General features: G+C 72.7%; 16 protein-coding genes. 5 read left to right on the top strand and 11 right to left on the bottom strand.

Annotation, left to right across the window (positions count from 1 at the left end; all coding sequences use genetic code 11):
• Positions 1-1,725, top strand: a 1,725-nt coding sequence (locus HCJ92_RS13025) for an ATP-binding protein (RefSeq protein ID WP_167933723.1), incomplete at its 5' end; no start/stop codon positions are given.
• 120 nt (positions 1,726-1,845) lie between these two features.
• Positions 1,846-2,238, top strand: a complete 393-nt coding sequence (locus HCJ92_RS13020) for a roadblock/LC7 domain-containing protein (protein WP_167933722.1) — start codon at positions 1,846-1,848, stop codon at positions 2,236-2,238.
• A gap of 129 nt (positions 2,239-2,367) precedes the next feature.
• On the opposite strand, the gene HCJ92_RS13015 is transcribed toward HCJ92_RS13020, so the two are convergent.
• The gene (locus HCJ92_RS13015) at positions 2,368-4,893 is read right to left on the bottom strand and encodes a DUF3516 domain-containing protein (protein WP_167933721.1); all 2,526 of its coding nucleotides are present in this window, start codon (positions 4,891-4,893) and stop codon (positions 2,368-2,370) included.
• Between the two features lie 157 nt (positions 4,894-5,050).
• Here HCJ92_RS13015 and HCJ92_RS13010 point away from each other — a divergent pair, with 157 nt between their 5' ends.
• Positions 5,051-5,836, top strand: coding sequence for a metal-dependent hydrolase (locus tag HCJ92_RS13010; protein ID WP_167933720.1), 786 nt, complete (start codon positions 5,051-5,053; stop codon positions 5,834-5,836).
• A gap of 54 nt (positions 5,837-5,890) precedes the next feature.
• Here the strand turns inward: HCJ92_RS13010 and HCJ92_RS13005 are convergent, their stop codons facing one another.
• Positions 5,891-6,790 (bottom strand): SGNH/GDSL hydrolase family protein, encoded by a 900-nt coding sequence (locus HCJ92_RS13005; protein WP_245240830.1) that lies wholly within the window; start codon positions 6,788-6,790, stop codon positions 5,891-5,893.
• Between the two features lie 149 nt (positions 6,791-6,939).
• Complete coding sequence (locus HCJ92_RS13000; protein WP_167933718.1) at positions 6,940-7,788, bottom strand: DUF1206 domain-containing protein; 849 nt, start codon at positions 7,786-7,788, stop codon at positions 6,940-6,942.
• Positions 7,789-8,145: 357 nt separating this feature from the next.
• Between HCJ92_RS13000 and HCJ92_RS12995 the strand changes: the two genes are divergently transcribed.
• Positions 8,146-8,487 (top strand): hypothetical protein, encoded by a 342-nt coding sequence (locus HCJ92_RS12995; protein WP_167933717.1) that lies wholly within the window; start codon positions 8,146-8,148, stop codon positions 8,485-8,487.
• A 516-nt stretch (positions 8,488-9,003) separates the two neighbouring features.
• Here the strand turns inward: HCJ92_RS12995 and HCJ92_RS12990 are convergent.
• The 8 genes from HCJ92_RS12990 to chvE form a co-directional block, all read right to left on the bottom strand.
• Positions 9,004-9,750 (bottom strand): NAD(P)H-dependent oxidoreductase, encoded by a 747-nt coding sequence (locus tag HCJ92_RS12990; protein WP_167933716.1) that lies wholly within the window; start codon positions 9,748-9,750, stop codon positions 9,004-9,006.
• A 149-nt stretch (positions 9,751-9,899) separates the two neighbouring features.
• A complete protein-coding gene (gene araA, locus HCJ92_RS12985; RefSeq protein WP_167933715.1) occupies positions 9,900-11,408 on the bottom strand; it encodes an L-arabinose isomerase in 1,509 nt (502 codons plus the stop codon).
• The gene (locus HCJ92_RS12980) at positions 11,405-12,091 is read right to left on the bottom strand and encodes an L-ribulose-5-phosphate 4-epimerase (RefSeq protein WP_167933714.1); all 687 of its coding nucleotides are present in this window, start codon (positions 12,089-12,091) and stop codon (positions 11,405-11,407) included. Before HCJ92_RS12980 ends, araA begins: the two co-directional genes overlap by 4 nt.
• Positions 12,088-13,773 carry a ribulokinase gene (gene araB, locus HCJ92_RS12975; protein ID WP_167933713.1) on the bottom strand — a complete coding sequence of 562 codons (1,686 nt, stop codon included), beginning with the start codon at positions 13,771-13,773 and terminating at the stop codon, positions 12,088-12,090. Before araB ends, HCJ92_RS12980 begins: the two co-directional genes overlap by 4 nt.
• A gap of 141 nt (positions 13,774-13,914) precedes the next feature.
• A complete protein-coding gene (locus HCJ92_RS12970) occupies positions 13,915-14,904 on the bottom strand; it encodes a LacI family DNA-binding transcriptional regulator (RefSeq protein ID WP_167933712.1) in 990 nt (329 codons plus the stop codon).
• Between the two features lie 200 nt (positions 14,905-15,104).
• Complete coding sequence (mmsB, locus tag HCJ92_RS12965) at positions 15,105-16,328, bottom strand: multiple monosaccharide ABC transporter permease (protein ID WP_209311063.1); 1,224 nt, start codon at positions 16,326-16,328, stop codon at positions 15,105-15,107.
• Between the two features lie 10 nt (positions 16,329-16,338).
• Positions 16,339-17,874: a sugar ABC transporter ATP-binding protein gene (locus HCJ92_RS12960; RefSeq protein WP_167933725.1), complete on the bottom strand. Its 1,536-nt coding sequence runs from the start codon at positions 17,872-17,874 to the stop codon at positions 16,339-16,341.
• A 17-nt stretch (positions 17,875-17,891) separates the two neighbouring features.
• Positions 17,892-18,971, bottom strand: a complete 1,080-nt coding sequence (gene chvE / locus HCJ92_RS12955; protein ID WP_167933711.1) for a multiple monosaccharide ABC transporter substrate-binding protein — start codon at positions 18,969-18,971, stop codon at positions 17,892-17,894.
• 22 nt (positions 18,972-18,993) lie between these two features.
• Here chvE and HCJ92_RS12950 point away from each other — a divergent pair.
• On the top strand, positions 18,994-19,093 hold a 100-nt coding region (locus tag HCJ92_RS12950), incomplete at its 3' end, for an ATP-binding cassette domain-containing protein (protein WP_167933710.1).

The following is a 19,093-nucleotide window of genomic DNA, read 5'->3' as shown; positions in this document are numbered from 1 at the left end:
ACCGTCGCGTGGCTGGCGCCCGGCCCCCCGGCCCACGGGGCCGCGCCGGACGGGCCGGGCACCGAGGAGCGGCGGAGCGCAGCGCGCACCGCGGCAGACGCCTCCCTGGACGCCCAGGCCACTCTCGACCACAACGCCCACCCCGAAGCAGCGGCACACCTGGCGCAGCTGGCGGAGCTCCGGCTCCGCGCGTACGCGGGCCGCGCGGAGTGGAGCGAGCTCTACCAGGCGCAGACGGCGGCGGTCGCGGCGCTGCTCGACGCCCCGGCGGCCCGTCCGGAGGCGGACGGGCCCGTGCCACCCGCGCTCGACCGGGCGGCGGAGCTGCTCTCCCGGCAGGACGCCCTGCTGCTGGCGGCCGACACCTCCGGGACTCTTCCCGCGCCCGCACGCGCCCAGTTCGCCGAGGCAGCGGCCGGCCGAGCCGCCTTGGAGACCTCGGTGCCGTCCGTCCTCGACGGAGCCGCCCGCGAGGCGTTCCACGCACTCGGTGCGAGCGGGGCCCACCACGCCGCAGAGGTGGCCGCCGACCGGCTCGCCACCGCCGACGGAGCAGGGGAGACGGGGTCTGCCGCCCAGGGGCCCCGCGCCGACTGGGTCGATGCCCACCGCGGCCTCGCCGAGGGGTACGACCGCACGCGGGAGCTCGTCCAGCGCGCCGGCGTCGCCCCGGACACCGGGCCCTGGCCGGGTGGCACCGCGGCTCTGCTGCTCGGCGTGCTGCTCCTCGCCGCCGCCGTGGTGTTGCCGCTGCGCGCCGCGGCGCGGCTTCGGGCGGAACTGCTGGCGGTGCGGGACGAGGCCCTCGAACTCGCCCGGCGCGGGCTTCCGCGGGCGGTACGTCGCGCCCACGCGGGGGGCACCCTGGACCCGCCGGTGGACGCCCCGGTGCGGTTCGACCGGGGCACGGACCCGGTGGCCGAGGTGCGCGGGGCGCTGGGCACCGTCCACCGGGCCGCGCTGCGCGGCATTGCCGACACCGCGGCCTCATCCGTCCCCAACGCCCTGACGCCCGCGCTGGTGCGCCTGGCGCACCGGGGACGCCACCTCGCGGATCTCCAGCTGTCGCAGCTCGACCAGATGGAGCACCGCACGACCGACCCCGTGGAGCTGGGTGAGCTGTTCCTCCTCGACCACCTCGCCACCCGGGCGCGCAGGCAGGCCGAGCTGCTGGCCTCACTCGCCGGTCACCCCGGCGCGGCCGACGGCGCCGAGGACGTCCGGCACCGTCGGCCGGTGGACGTCGAGGAGGCGGCCCGTGCCGCACAGTGCGAGATCGAGGACTACCGGAGGGTCGAGGTGCGCCCGTCCCCGCGCGCCGCCCTCCTCGGCCACGCGGCGGGCGACGTGACCCACCTGCTGGCCGAGGTGATGGAGAACGCCACCCGGTACTCGCCCACCCACACCTGGGTCCGTGTCACCGGCTCCCGGCACGCCGAGGGGTACGTCTACCGGATCGAGGACAGGGGCCCCGGGCTCGACAAGGTCGCCCTGGCCGAAGCGCGGCAGCGGCTCTCGCGCGCCGCTGCCCACGGGCCGGGCGACGACCGCCGTCTCGGCCTCTTCGTGGCCGGTAGGCTCGCAGCCCGGCACGGCGTGCGGATCGACCTCCGCCCGGGCGACACCGCCGGCCTCACCGTGGAGGTCCTCGTGCCGACCGCCCTGCTCACGGTGCCCGAACCCTGCCGGAACGAGGTCGGTGATGACGCATCACTGTCCGCGTAGGCACGGATTGGCCCCGAATCGTGCGCGGTTCAGCCAGTGCGTGTCCGAGAGGTTGCTCTCGGCAGCGGTGTGGGGAAGGCTGTGGGCGGGGGTAGCCCGAAGAACCTGGGGAGCTGAGCCATGGCACTGAGCACCACACTCGACTGGCTGCTGGACGATCTGACGCAACGCCTTCCCGGTGTACGCCACGTCCTGCTGCTGTCAAGCGACGGCCTGGTCACTTCCACGAGCAGACAGCTGCCTCGGGGGGACGCCGAGCGTCTGGCCGCCGTCGCCTCCGGACTGCACAGTCTCGCGCGCAACGTGGGTGACCAGTTCGCCAGCGGAAGCGTCCGCCAGACGATGGTCGAGTTCGACGACGGCGTCCTGCTCGTCGCCGCCGCCGGCGACGGCAGCGCACTGGCCGTGCTCACCAGCGGCGAGACCGACACGGCCCAACTCGGCTACGAGACCGAGCTGCTGGTGGCCAAGGTCGGCGAGCACATGGGCGTCGCGGCCCGGGACGGCGCCTGAGCCGGACGCCACCCCGCGCCGCCCGTCCCGGGGCGCTGCGCGGCGCCCGGACAACGCCCGGCACGGGCTCCACCGACACGCCGCCCGCCGTCCGGCGCGGGCGGCCGGGCGACGGGCACGCCCGTGCGGTCACCGGGTGTCGGACAACCTGCCCACCGAGGTGACCCGCAGGACCGCACGGCCCTCCGCGTCCGAGGCGGTGAGGTCCACCTCCGCCGAGATGCCCCAGTCGTGGTCGCCCGCGGGGTCGTGGAAGGTCTGCCGTACCCGCCACAGCGCGTCCTGGGGCACCTCCTCGATCCGGAGCAGTTTGGGGCCCCGCGCGTCCGGGCCGGTGCCCAGGGAGTCGTACTCGTCCCAGTAGGCGTCCAGCGCCTCGCCCCAGGCCGCCGCGTCCCATCCCGACTCCCCGTCGAGCGAGCCGAGTTCGTCCGCCCGGTCCAGCGCCGCGAGCTCCACCCGGCGGAAGAGCGCGTTGCGCACCAGCACACGGAAGGCGCGGGCGTTGGCCGTCACGGGCTTCACCTGGTCAGCCCGCTCGCGTGCCTCCTCCGCGTCCTCCTCGGCGGGGTTGGCCAACTGCTCCCACTCGTCGAGGAGGCTGGAGTCCACCTGGCGGACCAGCTCACCCAGCCAGGCGGTGATGTCGTGCAGGTCCTCCGACTTGAGGTCCTCCGGCACCGTGTGCTCCAGCGCCTTGTACGCGCCGGCGAGGTACCGCAGCACGATGCCCTCGACACGCGCCAGTTCGTAGTGCGACACGAACTCGCTGAAGGTCATGGCCCGTTCGTACATGTCCCGTACCACCGACTTCGGCGACAGCGGGTGGTCCCCGACCCAGGGGTGGCTGTGGCGGTAGACGTGGTAGGCGTGGAAGAGCTGTTCCTCCAGCGGCTTGGGATGGGTGATGTCCATCAGCCGCTCCATCCGCTCCTCGTACTCGATCCCGTCGGCCTTCATCTGGCCGACGGCCTCCCCTCGGGCCTTGTTCTGCTGGGCCGCCAGGATCTGCCGGGGGTCGTCCAGGATCGCCTCGACCACCGACACCATGTCCAGCGCGTAGCTCGGCGACTCCGGCTCCAGGAGCTCGAACGCGGCCAGCGCGAAGGTCGAGAGCGGCTGGTTGAGCGCGAAGTCGGCCTGGAGGTCGACCGTCAGCCGTACGATCCGCCCCTGCGGATCGGGTTCGGGCAGCCGCTCCACGATCCCGCCGTCCAGCAGCGACCGGTAGATCGCGATCGCGCGCCTGATGTGGCGCAGCTGCTGCCGCCGCGGTTCGTGGTTGTCCTCCAGCAGCAGCCGCATCGCGTCGAAGGCGTTGCCGGGGCGCGCGATCACCGCGAGAAGCATGGCGTGGCTGACACGGAAGCGGCTGGTCAGTGGCTCGGGATCGGCCGCGATCAGCTTCTCGAAGGTGTTCTGCCCCCAGTTGACGAAGCCCTCGGGGGCCTTCTTGCGCACCACCTTGCGCCGCTTCTTGGGGTCGTCGCCCGCCTTGGCGAGCGACTTCTCGTTCTCCACCACGTGATCGGGGGCCTGCGCCACCACGAAGCCGGAGGTGTCGAAACCGGCGCGGCCGGCGCGGCCGGCGATCTGGTGGAACTCACGGGCACGCAGCGTGCGGACCCGTGTGCCGTCGTACTTGGTCAGCGCGGTGAAGAGCACCGTGCGGATCGGGACGTTGACGCCCACACCGAGCGTGTCGGTACCACAGATGACCTTCAGCAGCCCGGCCTGCGCCAGCTTCTCCACCAGCCGGCGGTACTTGGGCAGCATGCCGGCGTGGTGCACCCCGATGCCGTGCCGGACGTAGCGGGAGAGGTTGCGGCCGAAACGGGTGGTGAAGCGGAAGTTGCCGATCAGCTCGGCGATCTCGTCCTTCTCGGCCCGGGTGCACATGTTGATGCTCATCAGGGCCTGCGCGCGCTCGACGGCCTGCGCCTGGGTGAAGTGCACGATGTACACCGGCGACTGGCGGGTCTCCAGCAGTTCGGTCAGGGTCTCCGTCAGCGGTGTGGTGCGGTACTCGTAACTCAACGGCACCGGGCGCGTCGCCGAACGAACCACTGCGGTGGCGCGTCCCGTGCGCCGTCGCAGGTCCTCCTCGAAGCGGTCGACGTCGCCCAACGTCGCCGACATCAGGACGAACTGCGCCTGTGGAAGTTCCAGCAGCGGAATCTGCCACGCCCAGCCGCGGTCCGCCTCCGCGTAGAAGTGGAACTCGTCCATCACCACCTGGCCGATGTCCGCGTTGCGGCCGTCCCGCAGGGCGATGGAGGCCAGTACCTCTGCGGTGCAGCAGATCACGGGGGCGTCGGCGTTCACCGACGCGTCGCCGGTGAGCATGCCGACGTTCTCGGTCCCGAAGATCTTGCAGAGCTCGAAGAACTTCTCCGACACCAGCGCCTTGATCGGCGCGGTGTAGAAGGTGACCTCGTCCCGCGCCAGCGCCGAGAAGTGCGCCCCCGCCGCGACCAGCGACTTCCCCGACCCGGTGGGGGTGGAGAGGATCACGTTCGCGCCGGAGACCACTTCGATCAGTGCTTCCTCCTGGGCGGGGTAGAGGGTGATCCCCCGCTCGGTCGTCCACGACGAGAAGGCGTCGAAGAGAGCGTCGGGATCGGCGTCCGGAGGAATCTGGTCGATGAGGGTCACCGGACCATCTTGCCTGTCCGAGGCCCGCGAGGGGGAACCGGCTGATCATCCGAAGATCCACTGGGGCTACGCTGTGGCGCCACGGAGCACCCACCCGCGCACGCGGCGGGGCCCCTGATCCTTCCCAACCTGCAACACGAGACGGGGCGTTACGTCGATGATGGGACCTGCGCACTCACTGTCCGGCGCGATGGCGTGGCTGGGGGTGGGCCTCGCCACCTCATGGGCGGGCGCACCCATGCCCTGGGCCGTGCTGCTGACCGGCACGCTGATCTGCGCGGGAGCCGCGCTCGCCCCCGACCTGGACCACAGGTCGGCCACCATATCGCGGGCCTTCGGGCCCCCTTCCCGGTGGTTGGCCGCCTTCATCGACAAGCTCTCGGCCGCCGTCTACAACGCCACCCGCGGACGCCGCGACCGCAGGCGCAGCGGCGGGCACCGGACGCTCACCCACACCTGGGTGTGGGCTGTGCTCATCGGGGTGGGCTTCTCCGCGGCGGCGATCTTCTGGGGCCGGTGGGCCGTCCTGATCATCCTCTTCATCCACATGGTCCTCGCCGTGGAGGGCCTGCTGTGGCGCCACGCCCGCCCCTCCAGCGACGTCCTGGTGTGGATGCTCGGTGCCGCCGCCGCCTGGATCCTGGCCAGTATCCTCGACCAGCCGGGCAACGGCTCCGCCTGGCTCTTCCCCGACCACCCCTACCTGTGGATCGGCCTGCCGATCATCCTCGGCTCCGTCGTCCACACCATCGGCGACAGCATCACCATCTCCGGGTGCCCGATGTTCTGGCCGCTGTCGATCAAGGGACGCCGCTGGTACCCCGCCGGGACGCCCGCCTTCATGCGCTTCCGCGCCGGGTCGCACGTCGAGAACGCCGTCCTGATGCCGACGTTCATGGTGGTCGGCGGTGTGTGCGGAGCAGGAGCCCTCTACCTCGCCTGATCAGGGCCGTTCCGACCCGGGACGGGGCCCGTCCTCCGTCCCTGCGGGAGACGGTCAGCCGTTCCCCGGCGCGGACGGCTTCCCGGCCGAGGCGTCCCGGGAGTCCTCGTCCGGCAGCCGCGACCAGCCGCTGACCGGCCCGGTGCCACCCGCGGCCGGGCCCACCCAGTACGCGGTGCGGGACGCGGGGTCCATCTGGGCACCGAACCGACCGTCACCCGAGGAGCGTCCCGTGAGCCGCCGGCCGATCCACGGGAAGAGGTGTGCGCGGGCGAAGCGGACGTCCGCCGCTCGGCGGGAACCCCAACGGGCCGCGCCCGAGGGGCGGAGCGGGGCCTCCCAGTCGGACTCCCGCTCCAGCCCCAGCCGCTGCCAGACGGCCTCCGCCACTCGTGCGTGCGCCTCGGAGGTCAGGTGGAGCCGGTCGTCGGCCCACATCCGCTGGTCGGCGAGCGACCGCGCCGTGTACAGGTCGACCACCAGCGCGCCGTGGCGCTCCCCGATGGCGTCGATCTCGGAGAACAACTCCTCCATCCGCGGCCGGTACCGGTCGAACACCGGACCCCGCCGCCCCGGCGTCTTCATCAGCACCAGCGTGCCGCAGGACGGCGCCAGGGTCGCGACCGCCTTCTCCAACTGCTCGCAGACCCGAGCCAGGTCGTACCCCGGGCGCAACGCGTCGTTCAGCCCGCCCACCAGGGTCACCAGGTCCGCGCCCAGCGCGGCGGCGGCCGGCAGCTGCTCCTCGACGATCTGGCCGATCAGCTTTCCCCGCACGGCGAGGTTGGCGTAGCGGAACCCGTCGGGCGAGCGGTCGGCCAGGCGGGCGGCGAGCACGTCGGCCCACCCCCGGTAGCTCCCGTCGGGCATCAGGTCGGACATACCTTCGGTGAACGAGTCCCCGACGGCGACGAAACTGCGGATCTGCGGCTGTGTCCCCATGGCGAGCGCCATGCTAACGCGTCACCGTTCGGTACCGGGCCGTCACCCCGCCGCCCCGGCGCGACCGCCGAGCGGCACCGGCCCGGCACGCGCTCACCGCGCCCGGCGCCGCCCCGTGGGACCGCGGGTGGGCCCGGCACGGCGCGGGTGGCCGTCGGCCGTCAGATCCGCTGCCAGCGCGCCATGGCCAGGGCGAAGCCGCCGAACAGCATCAGTCCCACCGCGGTCGCGGTCAGCACCCACGGTCCGGCCGGGGCCGCCGCCAGCGAGCGGAGGGCGTTGTCCAGGCCGACCGCCTCGTCGGGGTCGAACACCAACGCGGCTCGGCAGACGAAGAAGCCGGCCGTGGCGAAGACGACACCGCGGGCGAGCTCGCCTCCCACCCCGAGCACGTCCAGCAGCCGCCTTCCCCAGCGCGGCACGCCGGGACGCAGCTCCTCCCGCCACTTGCGCCGGATCGCCCGCACCCCCATCCAGACGCCGACGCCGACGACCACGAGACCGGCTATGCCCACCAGCCAGCGTCCGGCGGGCCACTCCATCGCGCGCGCCGTCATGTCCCGGGACTGCTCGTCGCTGGACCCGCTGCCCTGCTGCCCCGCGGCGAAGGCGAGCACCGAGAAGGACGTCACCGCGCACAGCAGCGCGGCTCCTGCCATCGGCACACGGCTCTTGGCGGTGTGGCCGTCCGGGCCGGCCGTGCCCACCAGGGCCTCGGCCAGCCGCCACAGCGCCAGCGCGGCTATACCGCAGCCGACCGCCCACACGAGCGCCGCCCCGAACGGCTGCTGGGCCAGTTCCTCCAGCGCCCCGCCCTGGTCGGCCTGCTGCCGGTCGCCGTCGAAGGCCACGCGCAGCGCGACCACGCCCACCAGCAGGTAGATGACCGCCTGGGACACCAGCCCCGCGCGGGCCAGCGCACGGAACGCCGGACTCCGCTTCACCTCGCGCGCCCCGTCCTTGGCCTTCCTCGCGGTACGCCGACTCTCGTCGGCGATCGTTCCTGTCATCGTGCCTCCCAGCGGCCGGTCCACTGACCGCCGACTGCCCCCGGAACCCGGAGAGAAACGCCGGACGGCCGGCCGTGGGGCGCGGTCCCGGCCCCGGCGACCGGGACCGGCCTCCGATCTCGTGCGCCCCGGCGGAACACGACGCAGACGCTGCCCGGAATCGCAACTGATCCGGCCGAGACGCCGTTGCCACGCGTCCGACCGTCCGCACCCCCGGGACCCGACGAGCACGGCCGACCGCAGGGGACACGCGCCTCCCCGCCCCGGCCGCCGCCCGGCGCACGATGAGCGGGTCCGTACCGGGATGAGTACGAGAGCGGATACCGCGGCCCCCGTCGCCACGGTTGGCTGACCGCCATGGAGAAGCCCCCCGCGCAGCCGAGCCGTACGGGCGAGCACGACGACGACGCCGTCGCGACGGGGCGCGGCGCCCGGTTCGCCGCCGCCATCGGACTGCTCCTGCTTCCGTTGGTGCTTCCGGCCGCGCTGCGGCCCGGTGCCGCGCCCTACGGGCCGTCGGCCTGCGCCGTGCCGTCGTGTGCCACGGGCGGCGAGGTCCTCGTGGCACTCGCCTTGTCGGTCGTGCTCGGCGTGTGGGCGCTCGGCGCTCCGGCCGCCCGCACGTCCCCGTTCGCCCGTGCGCTGTGCGCGTGCGGCCAGGCGTGGTTGCTCTTCTTCGTCTTCAGCGTCGGCGGCTGACCCCCGGCCGGTGGCCGTCCGCCGAGGACGGCCGGCGCCACGCCGCGCAGCCGCACCGCGAAGGTCATCCCGAACACCGGCACCAGCAGTGCGAACGGCACCACGGTCGCCGTGTCGTGGCGGCCCAGCAGGAAGCCCCAGGCCCCGAGCCCGAGGAGGGTGGCGACCCGGGCGGTGACCAGCACCGCCCGACCGCCGCAGGGTCCGCGTCAGCAGCGCGTCGACCCCGGCGGTCGGTCCCCTCGGGGTGGGGCGAACACCACCGGACGTGGTCGCCTTCGGCCCGGAGCTCCGGAGCCCCGGCCGGTGCGCAGAGTGAGCGCTCTGTGGCGGACCGACGTCGCTCGGCGTACCGCTGCGGTGGCGGCGGTCCGCCACCCCCGGCGGGCGATCGGTGACGAGGCGGTCGCCGTACCGGCCCCGGCCGCGCCGATCGATCCCGCCGCCGCGCCTCCGGCCCACCCGTCCCCCCCCGCAACGGGGTCGGGGACGGGACCGGAGCCGCCGAAGAAGCACTCACTCCGAGAGGTGCGCCTCCAGGCCGGAGGCCCCGGGGGCCACGCCGGGACGTAGCCGCAGTTCGTCGTCGTAGTCGCCGCTGGACTCCGCCCGGAAGGGGATCGGCTCCTCGGTCTCCAGCCCGCGGAGCCGGGCGCGGAGAGCCGCCACGGCCGCGTCGGCATCGGCCTCGGTGGCTCGGTCGGCCGAGCCGACCAGCAGCGGAGGCAGTGCCGCCATGCCGGTGTAGAAGTAGGTGCCGTGCAGCAGCGGCCACAGGATCTGGTCGATCGAGCCGTGGATACCCCGCGGTGCCATGGAGGACGCCCGGGCGCCGGCCGTCACCACGGTGAGCGCGCGCTTGCCCGCCAGCGCTCCCGCGCCGTACCTGCTGCCCGTCCCGTAACCGAACCCCTTGACCAGCACCCGGTCGAACCACCCCTTGAGGATCGCCGGAGGCCCGTACCACCACAACGGGAACTGCACGACCAGCGCGTCGGCCGCCGACAGCTTCTCCTGTTCGGCGGTGACGTCGGGCGGGAGCCGCCCGGCGCGGAACGCCGTGTGGCCGGCGTCGCCGACCAGGAACCGCTCCGTCCCGCCGGTGCCGTCCGCCGCGGAGACCACCGGGTTCCATCCCATCGCGTGGAGGTCCGACCGGATCACCTCGTGCCCGAGGGCGGTCGCCTCGGCGATCCCGCGGGTACGGAGATACCCGTTCAGCGAGCGGGGTTCGGGGTGCGCGTACAGCCAGAGAATCTTCATGGTTCGAGCCTGGCGCCGCGGGGCCGGCGAGGACGACGGGGCCGATGGTCGCTGTGCGAAAGAAAACGGCCCCGCGCACTTCCGGGCCCCACGGCCTCGCGCCGCCCTCGCCCGCACCCGGGGGACGGCGGCGCCGGGACGGGGCGGCGTCAGGACAGGCCGCGCGTCCGGTGGTAGGGCAGGTTCCACCGGAGGCGGTCCTCGAACCCCTCGCCGGTGGTGTCACCGCCGATCACCAGCAGCTCGGTGTCGGTGATCCGCGCCAGATCGCGCCAGGCGCCGGTGCCCGCGGTGGTGAGCACGGTGTGGTGCGGACCGCCCGCCATCAGCCAGCACTCCGCCGAGACCGGGAGTGACGGCCTCGGTCGCCAGACCGCGCGTGCCACCGGCAGTCGGGGGAGCGGCTCGTCCGGCGGTACGACGTCGATCTCGTTGGCGACGAGCCGGAAGCGGCCACCGAGGTCGACGAGCCCCACGACCGCGGCCGGGCCCGGGGCCGCGTCGAAGACGAGGCGGACGGGGTCCTCCCGGCCGCCGATCGAGAGCGGATGGATCTCGCAGGAAGGTGCAGCCGCCGCCAGGGAGGGGCAGACCTCCAGCATGTGCGCGCCGAGCACCATCGACTCGCCCGGTCCGAAGTGGTAGGTGTAGTCCTCCATGAATGACGCGCGGCCCATCGTCTTGGCGGTGGCCAGCAGCGCCGCGGTCTTCCAGTCGCCCTCACCGCCGAAGCCGTACCCCTGGGCCATCAACCGCTGCACGGCGAGCCCAGGCAGCTGGCGCAGCCCCGCGAGGTCCTCGAAGTTGGTGGTGAAGGCCCCGAAGCCACCCTCCACCAGGAACTCGTGCAGCGCCGCCTCGATCCGTGCCGCGTAGCGCAGCGAACTGTGCCGCTCCCCGCCCGGGGCGAGTTCCGCGGCCACCCGGTAGCGGTCGAGGTACTCCGCCACCAGGTCGTCCAGCACTCCCTCCCTGACGGCGTCCACGCGGTCGGCGAGCTCGGTGACCGCGTAGGTGTTGACGCTGACGCCGAAGCGCAGCTCCGCTTCGACCTTGTCGCCCTCGGTCACGGCGACGTTCCGCATGTTGTCGCCGAATCTCGCGACCCGCAGTGAGCTCAGCCTCCGGTGGCCGAGCGCCGCGCGGATCCACTCACCGATCCGCTCCGCGACCGCCGGGTCGGACGCGTGGCCCACGACCGTCTTGCGACGCGTCCCGATCCTCGTCTGGACGTAGCCGAACTCCCGGTCGCCGTGCGCGGCCTGGTTGAGGTTCATGAAGTCCATGTCGATCGTGGACCAGGGGAGTGCGCGGTTGAGCTGGGTGTGCAGGTGCAGCAGCGGCTTGCGGAGCCGGTCGAGGCCCGTGATCCACATCTTCGCCGGGGAGAAGGTGTGCATCCAGGCGATGACGCCCACGCAGTCCGGGTCGGCGTCGGCGTCGGCGAGCTCGGCGCGGATCGCCGACGCGTCGGTGAGGACGGGGCGCGCCACCACCCGGGCCCCCAGCTCCGAGGGCCCGGGGAGCAGTTCGGCGACCGCCCGGGACTGCTCGGACACCTGGTCCAGCACCTCCCGTCCGTAGAGGTGCTGACTTCCGGTCAGGAACCGGACCGTCGGTGTCGCGGTGCGGTCGGCGGTGTCGGTACCCGTGGTCATGGCGCCTCCTCGGGGGCGTCGGACTGCCCGTAGACGTTCTGATAGCGCTCGTACAGCCGCGTCACCGCGGCCGGATCCAGCTCCCGGGGGTCGCCCAGCTGCCGCGCCAGGTGGACGGTGCGTGCGACGTCCTCCAGCATGACGGCCGACTTCACCGCGGCCGGCGCGTCCCGGCCGACGGTGAACGGCCCGTGGCCGCTCATCAGCACCGCCGTCGAGCGGCTGCCGCGAAGCGTCTCGACGATGCCTCGCCCGATGGAGTCGTCGCCGATCATGGCGAACGGCCCCACAGGCACCGGCCCGCCGAACTCGTCGGCCATCATCGTCAGCACACAGGGGATGGGCTCCCCCAGCGCCGACCACGCGGTCGCGTAGGGCGAGTGGGTGTGGACGACCCCGCCGACCTCCGGCATGTGCCGGTACACGTACGCGTGGGCGGCGGTGTCGGACGACGGGGCGAACTCGCCCTCCACCAGGCGGCCGTGCAGGTCGGTGACGACCATGGAGTCGGGACCGAGCTCCTCGTAGGACACCCCGGACGGTTTGATGACCATGAGGTCGGCGCCCGGCACCCTGGCCGAGACGTTGCCGGCGGTCCAGATGACCAGCTCGTACCGCGTCAGTTCCCGGTGCAGCGCCGCCACGGTCCTCCGCAGGGCCGTCACCGCCTCGGTGCGCGTCATGACGTCTCCCTCGTCTCTGCGGCGGAGCGGCGCAGCGCCCGCAGCGTGTGCATCACGTCGTTGCCACCGCGTCCGAACGTGTCGTGGAGGACGAGGTACTCCGCGTACAGCCGGTCGTAGACCGCGGTGGCGGCGGAGTCGGGGCGATGGACCGCCCGGTCGACAGCGCCCATGGCCCCGGCAGCCGCGCGGATGTCGGGATGGGCCCCGGCTGCCACCGCGGCGTGCAGGGCCGCGCCGAGCGCGGGCCCCTGCCCGGAGCGGATGACCGACAGCGGCATGCCGAGCACGTCGGCGTAGATCCTCATCAGCAGCGGGTTGCGCACGAGGCCGCCCGCCACGACGAGTTCGGTCACCGGCACCCCCGCCGCGGCGAACGCCTCGACGACGACGCGGGTACCGAACGCGGTCGCCTCCAGCAGCGCGCGGTAGACGTCCTCCGCCCGGGTCGCCAGCGTCTGCCCGAGGACCAGACCCGACAGCTCGTGGTCCACCAGGACCGACCGGTTGCCGTTGTGCCAGTCCAGCGCCAACAGGCCGTGCTCGCCCACCTGCTGGGCCGCCGCCAGCTCGGAGAGCAGTTCGTGGACGGAGACCCCGGCGGCGCGGGCCCGGTCGTGGTACTCGGGCGGCACCTGGTTCTCCACGTACCACGCGAAGATGTCGCCCACGCCGCTCTGGCCCGCCTCGTAGCCCCAGAGGCCGGGCACGATCCCGCCCTCGACGACCCCGCACATGCCCGGCACCTCGGCCAGGTGCTCGGCGCTCATCACGTGGCAGGTGGAGGTGCCCATGATGGCGACCATCTGCCCCGGCGCCACGGCTCCGGCCGCCGGGGCGGTCACGTGGGCGTCGACGTTCCCCACGCAGACCGCCACCCCCTCGGGCAGCCCCGTCCACCGGGCTGCACGGGCTCCCAGGCCGCCCGCACGGTCCCCGAGGCGGCCGACCGGCTGCTCCAGCTTGTCGGGCACGAAGGAGCCGAACGCGGGGTGGAGTTCGGTGAGGAACCCGGGGTCGGGGTACGCGCCGTCCTGGAGGATGCCCTTGTAGCCGGCGCTGCACGCGTTGCGGACGTGGACGCCGGTCAACTCCCACACGATCCAGTCGGCGGCCTCCACCCAGCACTCGGTCGCCGCGTAGACCTCCGGGTCCTCCTCCAGGATCTGCAGGGCCTTGGCGAACTCCCACTCGGAGGAGATGAGTCCGCCGTAGCGGGCGAGCCATCGCTCGCTACGAGCGCGCGCCAGGGAGTTGATCCGATCGGCCTGGCCCTGCGCGGCGTGGTGCTTCCACAACTTGGCGTATGCGTGCGGGCGTTCGGCCAGCCAGGGCAGCTCGCAGAGCGGTGTTCCGGCGGCAGTGGTCGGCACCATGGTGCAGGCGGTGAACGCGGTGCCCAGACCGACGACGTCGGCCGGGTCCGCCCCCGCGTCGGCGAGCGCGGCCGGGACGGCGCGGCGCAGGACCTCGCGGTAGTCGTCGGGCACCTGCAACGCCCAGTCCGGCGGGAGCCGCCCGCCGCCCGCCTCGGCGGGCAGCGCCTCGTCGAGCACGCCGTGCCGGTAGGTGTGGACCGCCGTCCCGAGCTCCGCCCCGTCGCGGACGCGCACCACCACCGCCCGTCCCGACAGCGTGCCGAAGTCGACACCGACGACCAGCGCTTCGGACGTCCGCGTCATGGCCCCACCTCCGTGAGTTCAGCTGCATCGAGCATTCGAGCAGGGATTGTTATCGCTAACATCACGGACGTCAAGGGGTGGCACACGCACCGTGAGCGAAGCGGTCCGGATCGGGGGTGTGCGAGGACGCGACGGGTCGGCTCAGCGCGGGGGAGGTGCGACGCTCGCGCGTTCCACCAGCGCCGGGGTGATCGTCCGGCTGGGCGCCCCGTCGCCCCGGCCGGCCATCCGGTCCAGCAGCAGCGCCAGGGTCTGCTCCGCCACCGCGTCGAAATCGGGGCGCACCGTCGTCAGGGGCGGGATGAAGAACGGGGCCTCCGGAACGTCGTCGAACCCCACCACGCTGACGTCATCCGGGACCCGTCGACCGCGTTCGGCGAGCGCGCGCAGCACCCCCAGCGCCTGGTGGTCGTTGGCGGCGAACACCGCCGTCACCTCCGGCATCCGCGCCAGCAGCTGCCCCGCACGGTAGCCGGAGGCCGCGCTCCAGTCCCCGGTGCTCACCGGCGGGACCTCGGCCCCGGCCTCGCGCAGTGCCCGCTGCCAGCCGCGCACCCGCCCCGCCGCGTCGAACCAGTCCTCGGGGCCGGAGACGTGCCAGACGGTCCGATGGCCGGCAGCCAGCAGGTGCGCGGTGGCGGCGTACGCCCCCGCCTCCTGGTCGACCGTCACCAGCGCCGCGCCGCGGCGCCCCGGGTCGCCGTCCACCGCCACCAGCGGTACGTCACCCGGCACCTCCGACAGCGCCTCGTCGGCCGGTCCGGTCGGCGCTATCACCACGATGCCCGCGACCCGCTGGTCGCGGTGGTGCTCCACCGCGGCGGTGATCGACGAGCGGTCGAGCTCCCGCACGCGCCGCACGCTCACCACGAACCCGCGCGCCGCCGCGGCCAGCTCGAAGGAGGCCAGCAGCGAGGACGGTCCGTAGAGCGTGGAGTTCTGCGTCACCACACCGATCAGCTGCGACCGGCCGGTCACCAGGGTCCGCGCGGCACGGTTGGGGCGGTAGCCCAGCTCCTGGATGGCGGCGCGCACCCGGAGCATCGTCTGCCGGCGCACGTTGGGGTGGCCGTTGAGGACCCGGGAGACCGTCTGGTGCGAGACCCCGGCGAGCTTGGCGACATCACTCATCGCCGGTTCCCTGGGCGCCCGCACGGGCGCCGCGGCCTCCTCCACCGGATCTCCCCCTCGCCGTCGGCCGCCATCCGGCCCGCTCCGGCGCGTCGCAGGTCACGTCGGGCGCCGGGCCCGCACCAGGCTACTCGGTTCACGCCGTCGCGACCCGCCGCCCGCCGCGCGGCCCCGGGAGGTGCCGGGGCCGCGCGGTCGCCTCACGACCCGGCCCGCCGCTTGTTCCACACGTCGAAGCCGACGGCCGCCAGCAGCACCAGCCCCTTGATCACCTGTTGGACGTCGGTCCCGATGCCGACGAGCGACATCCCGTTGTTGAGCACGCCCAGCACCAGCCCACCGATGACGGCCCCGAGCACCTTCCCGACGCCGCCGCTCATCGAGGCACCCCCGATGAAGGCGGCGGCGATGGCCTCCAGCTCGAACATCAACCCCGCCTGCGGCGTGGCCGCGTTCAGCCGGGCTGCGTAGAGGCAGCCCGCCAGGGCGGCCAGCATGCCCATGATGACGAACACCGAGAAGGTGACCCGCTTGTCCTTCACCCCCGACAGCTTCGCCGCCGCCTTGTTCCCGCCCAGGGCGTAGACGTGCCGGCCGAAGACCGAGTTGCGCATGATGTAGCCCAGTGCGATGAGCAGCGCGCAGAGGATCAGCAGCACCAGCGGCACGCCGTGGTAGCTGGCCAGGGTCAGCGTTACCGCCACCACCGCCAGCACGATCGCTGAGCACTTCAGCACCCACAGGTTGAACGGCAGCGGGTCCAGGTCGAAGGACAGCTGCCGCCGGCGGTCGCGCCACTGCTGCAGCACGAGGACCACCGCGACGACCAGTCCGATCACCAGCGTCGGGTTGTGGTACTGCGTGTACGGGCCCGCCTCGGGGATGAACCCCTGCGCCATCTGCTGGAACCCCGACGGGAACGGGCTGACCGACTGGCCCTCCAGCACGATCTGGGTGGCGCCCCGGAAGAGCAGCATGCCCGCGAGGGTGACGATGAAGGACGGGATCCCGACGTAGGCGATCCAGAACCCCTGCCAGGCACCCGCGAGCGCACCGATGAGCAGCGCCAGGACCAGCGCCAGCACCCACGGCACGTCGTGGCGCACCATCATCACCGCGGCGATCGCCCCGACGAAGGCCGCCAGCGACCCCACGGAGAGGTCGATGTGCCCGCAGATGATCACCATCATCATCCCCATCGCGAGGATGAGGATGTAACTGTTCTGCTGGATCAGGTTGGAGACGTTGTTCGGCAGCAGCAGCGTCCCGCCGGTCCAGATCTGGAACAGCAGGACGATCGCGGCCAGCGCGATGAGCATCCCGTACTGCCGCATGTTGTTGCGCGCCGCGTCACGCAGCACGTCGAGCGAGGAGCGCCCGGAGCCCGGCTTCTCGCCGTTGCGCGTCGTCGTCGGAGTTGTCATGTGGGGTGCCTCAGTTCCTGTCCTGGGTCATGTGGCGCATCAGCACTTCCTGGGTGGCGTCCTCGCGGGACACCTCGCCGGTGATCCGGCCGGCGGCCATCGCGTAGACGCGGTCGCACATCCCGAGGAGTTCCGGCAGCTCGGAGGAGATGAGGAGGACGGCCTTCCCCTGCGCTGCCAGCTCGCGGACGACGGTGTAGATCTCCGCCTTGGCGCCGATGTCGATCCCCCGGGTGGGTTCGTCGAGGATCAGCACCTCGGGATCGGTGTTGATCCACTTGCTGAGGACGACCTTCTGCTGGTTGCCGCCGCTCAGTCGCTCCACCGGCTCCAGCACGGACGGCGTCTTGATCCGCATCGAGCGCCGGTACCGCTCGGCCAGCCCGCGCTCCTCGTGCTCGTCCACGACCCCGCGGCGTGCCATCGAGGTCAGCGAGGTCAGCGAGATGTTGCGGTGGACGGTGTCGATCAGGTTGAGGCCGTAGGTCTTGCGGTCCTCGGTGACGTAGGCGATCCCGCGGGCCACCGCCTCCGGAACGGTGCGGGTGCTCACCTCCCGTCCGTCCACCGCGACCGTGCCTGCCTCCTGGATGCCGTAGCTGCGCCCGAAGACGCTCATCGCCAACTCGGTCCGGCCCGCCCCCATCAGCCCGGCGAGGCCGACGATCTCACCGTGGCGGACGGTCAGCGAGACGTCGTCCACCACCTTCCGCTGCTGGTCGATCGGGTGCCGCACCGTCCAGCCGGAGATCGCCAGCGCCGTCCGCCCGGCGTTCTCCCCCGCGTACGCGACGGGCTCGGGGAAGCGGTGGTCGAGGTCGCGCCCCACCATGCCGCGGATGATCCGGTCCTCCTCGATCTCCGGCGCCGCCCCCGGCGCGGTGCGCACGGTCAGCGTCTCCACGGTGCGCCCGTCCCGCAGGATGGTGACCGTGTCGGCGATCCGGCGGATCTCCTCCAGCTTGTGGGAGATCACGATGCAGGCGATCCCCTGCGCACGCAGCCCGCCGATCAGCTCCAGCAGGTGGGCGCTGTCCTCATCGTTCAGCGCGGCGGTCGGCTCGTCGAGAATCAGCAGGCGGACCTCCTTGGAGAGCGCCTTCGCGATCTCCACCAGCTGCTGCTTGCCGATCCCGATGTCGGCGACCCGCGTCTGCGGTTGTTCCGGCAACCCGACGCGGTCCAGCAGCTCGGCGGCGTGGCGCATGGTGCGGCCCCAGTCGACGAGGCCGCGGCGGGCGTGCTCATTGCCGAGGAAGATGTTCTCCGCCAGCGACAGGTGCGGCACCAGCGCCAGCTCCTGATGGATGATCACCACGCCCTGCCGCTCGCTGGCCCGGACGTTGCGGAACGCGACCTCCTCGCCGCCCAGCTCGATCCGCCCCTCCCAGCTCCCCGGCGGGTGCACGCCGCTGACGACCTTCATCAGCGTGGACTTGCCGGCGCCGTTCTCGCCGCAGATCGCGTGCACCTCGCCCGCCGCGACCGTCAGGTCCACCCCGTCCAGCGCGCGCACCCCGGAGAAGTCCTTGACGATGCCCCGCATCGTCAGCACCGGGGCGGTCACGACAGCTGCTCCGCGGTGTAGTAGCCCTCGTCCACCAGCAGGTCGGTGTTGTCGGCGTCCACGCTGACCGGGTCCAACAGGTAGGCGGGCACGACCTTCTCACCGTTGTCGTAGTCGGTGGTGTTGTTGTACTCGGGCTCCTCGTCGTTGAGCAGCGCGTCACCCATCAGCACCGCCTGCTCGGCGAGCTTGCGGGTGTCCTTGAAGACGGTCTGCTGCTGGGCGCCGGCGATGATCGACTTGATGGAGGCCAGCTCGGCGTCCTGCCCGGTCACCACCGGGTACGGGCGGGCCTCGGAGCCGTAGCCGGCGCTGCGCAGCGCGGAGATGATGCCGATCGACATGCCGTCGTACGGCGAGAGCACGGCGTCGAGCGTGGTGGAGCCGTAGTGGCGACTGATCAGGTCGTCCATCCGCTTCTGGGCGGTGCCGCCGTCCCACTGCTGCGTGGTGGCCTGGTTCATGCGGGTCTGGCCGCTGAGCACCTCCAGCCGGCCGTCCTCGAAGTAGGGCTCGAGCACGGCCATCGCGCCGTCCCAGAAGTACGTGGTGTTGTTGTCGTCGCTGGATCCCGCGAACAGCTCGATCGTCCGAGGGGCGTCGTCGTCCTCCTCGTCCAGACCCAGCGACTCCACCAGGTAGGTGGCCTGCAGACGTCCGACGCGCTCGTTGTCGAACGAGGCGTAGGAGTCGACGTTCTCGGTTCCCAGGATCAGCCGGTCGTAGGAGATGACGCGGGTGCCCGCGTCGCTGGCCCGCTGCAGCACGTCCGTCAGGGCGGAGCCGTCGATGGCGGCCACCACCAGCAGCTGGTGGCCCTTGGTGATCATGTTCTCGATCTGGGCGACCTGGTTCTCCACCTTGTTGTCGCCGTACTGGAGGTCGGTCTCGTACCCGGCGGCCTCGAACTGCTCCGCCATGTTGGAGCCGTCCATGATCCAGCGCTCCGAGGACTTGGTGGGCATCGCGAGACCCACGGTGGAGCCCTTGCCCGCATCGGGTACGTAGCGGCTGCCGCCGCGGGCCTCCTGGCCGCAGGCGGCGAGGAGGCCGACGAGCGCCGCCGCGGTGACCACGGCGAGCGTCGGGGTGTAAGGGGTGCGCGTGCTGGACGGGGTGGACCTGACGGTCGCGGCGGGCGAGGTGCACGCGATCTGCGGCGAGAACGGCGCCGGCAAGTCCCCGCTGATGAAGGTCG

It is taken from the genome of Streptomyces spiramenti, from assembly GCF_012034385.1.
Lineage (GTDB): Bacteria > Actinomycetota > Actinomycetes > Streptomycetales > Streptomycetaceae > Streptomyces > Streptomyces spiramenti.
Note: the sequence above shows the minus strand (reverse complement) of the source record. Positions and strands in the feature narration are given on the sequence as shown.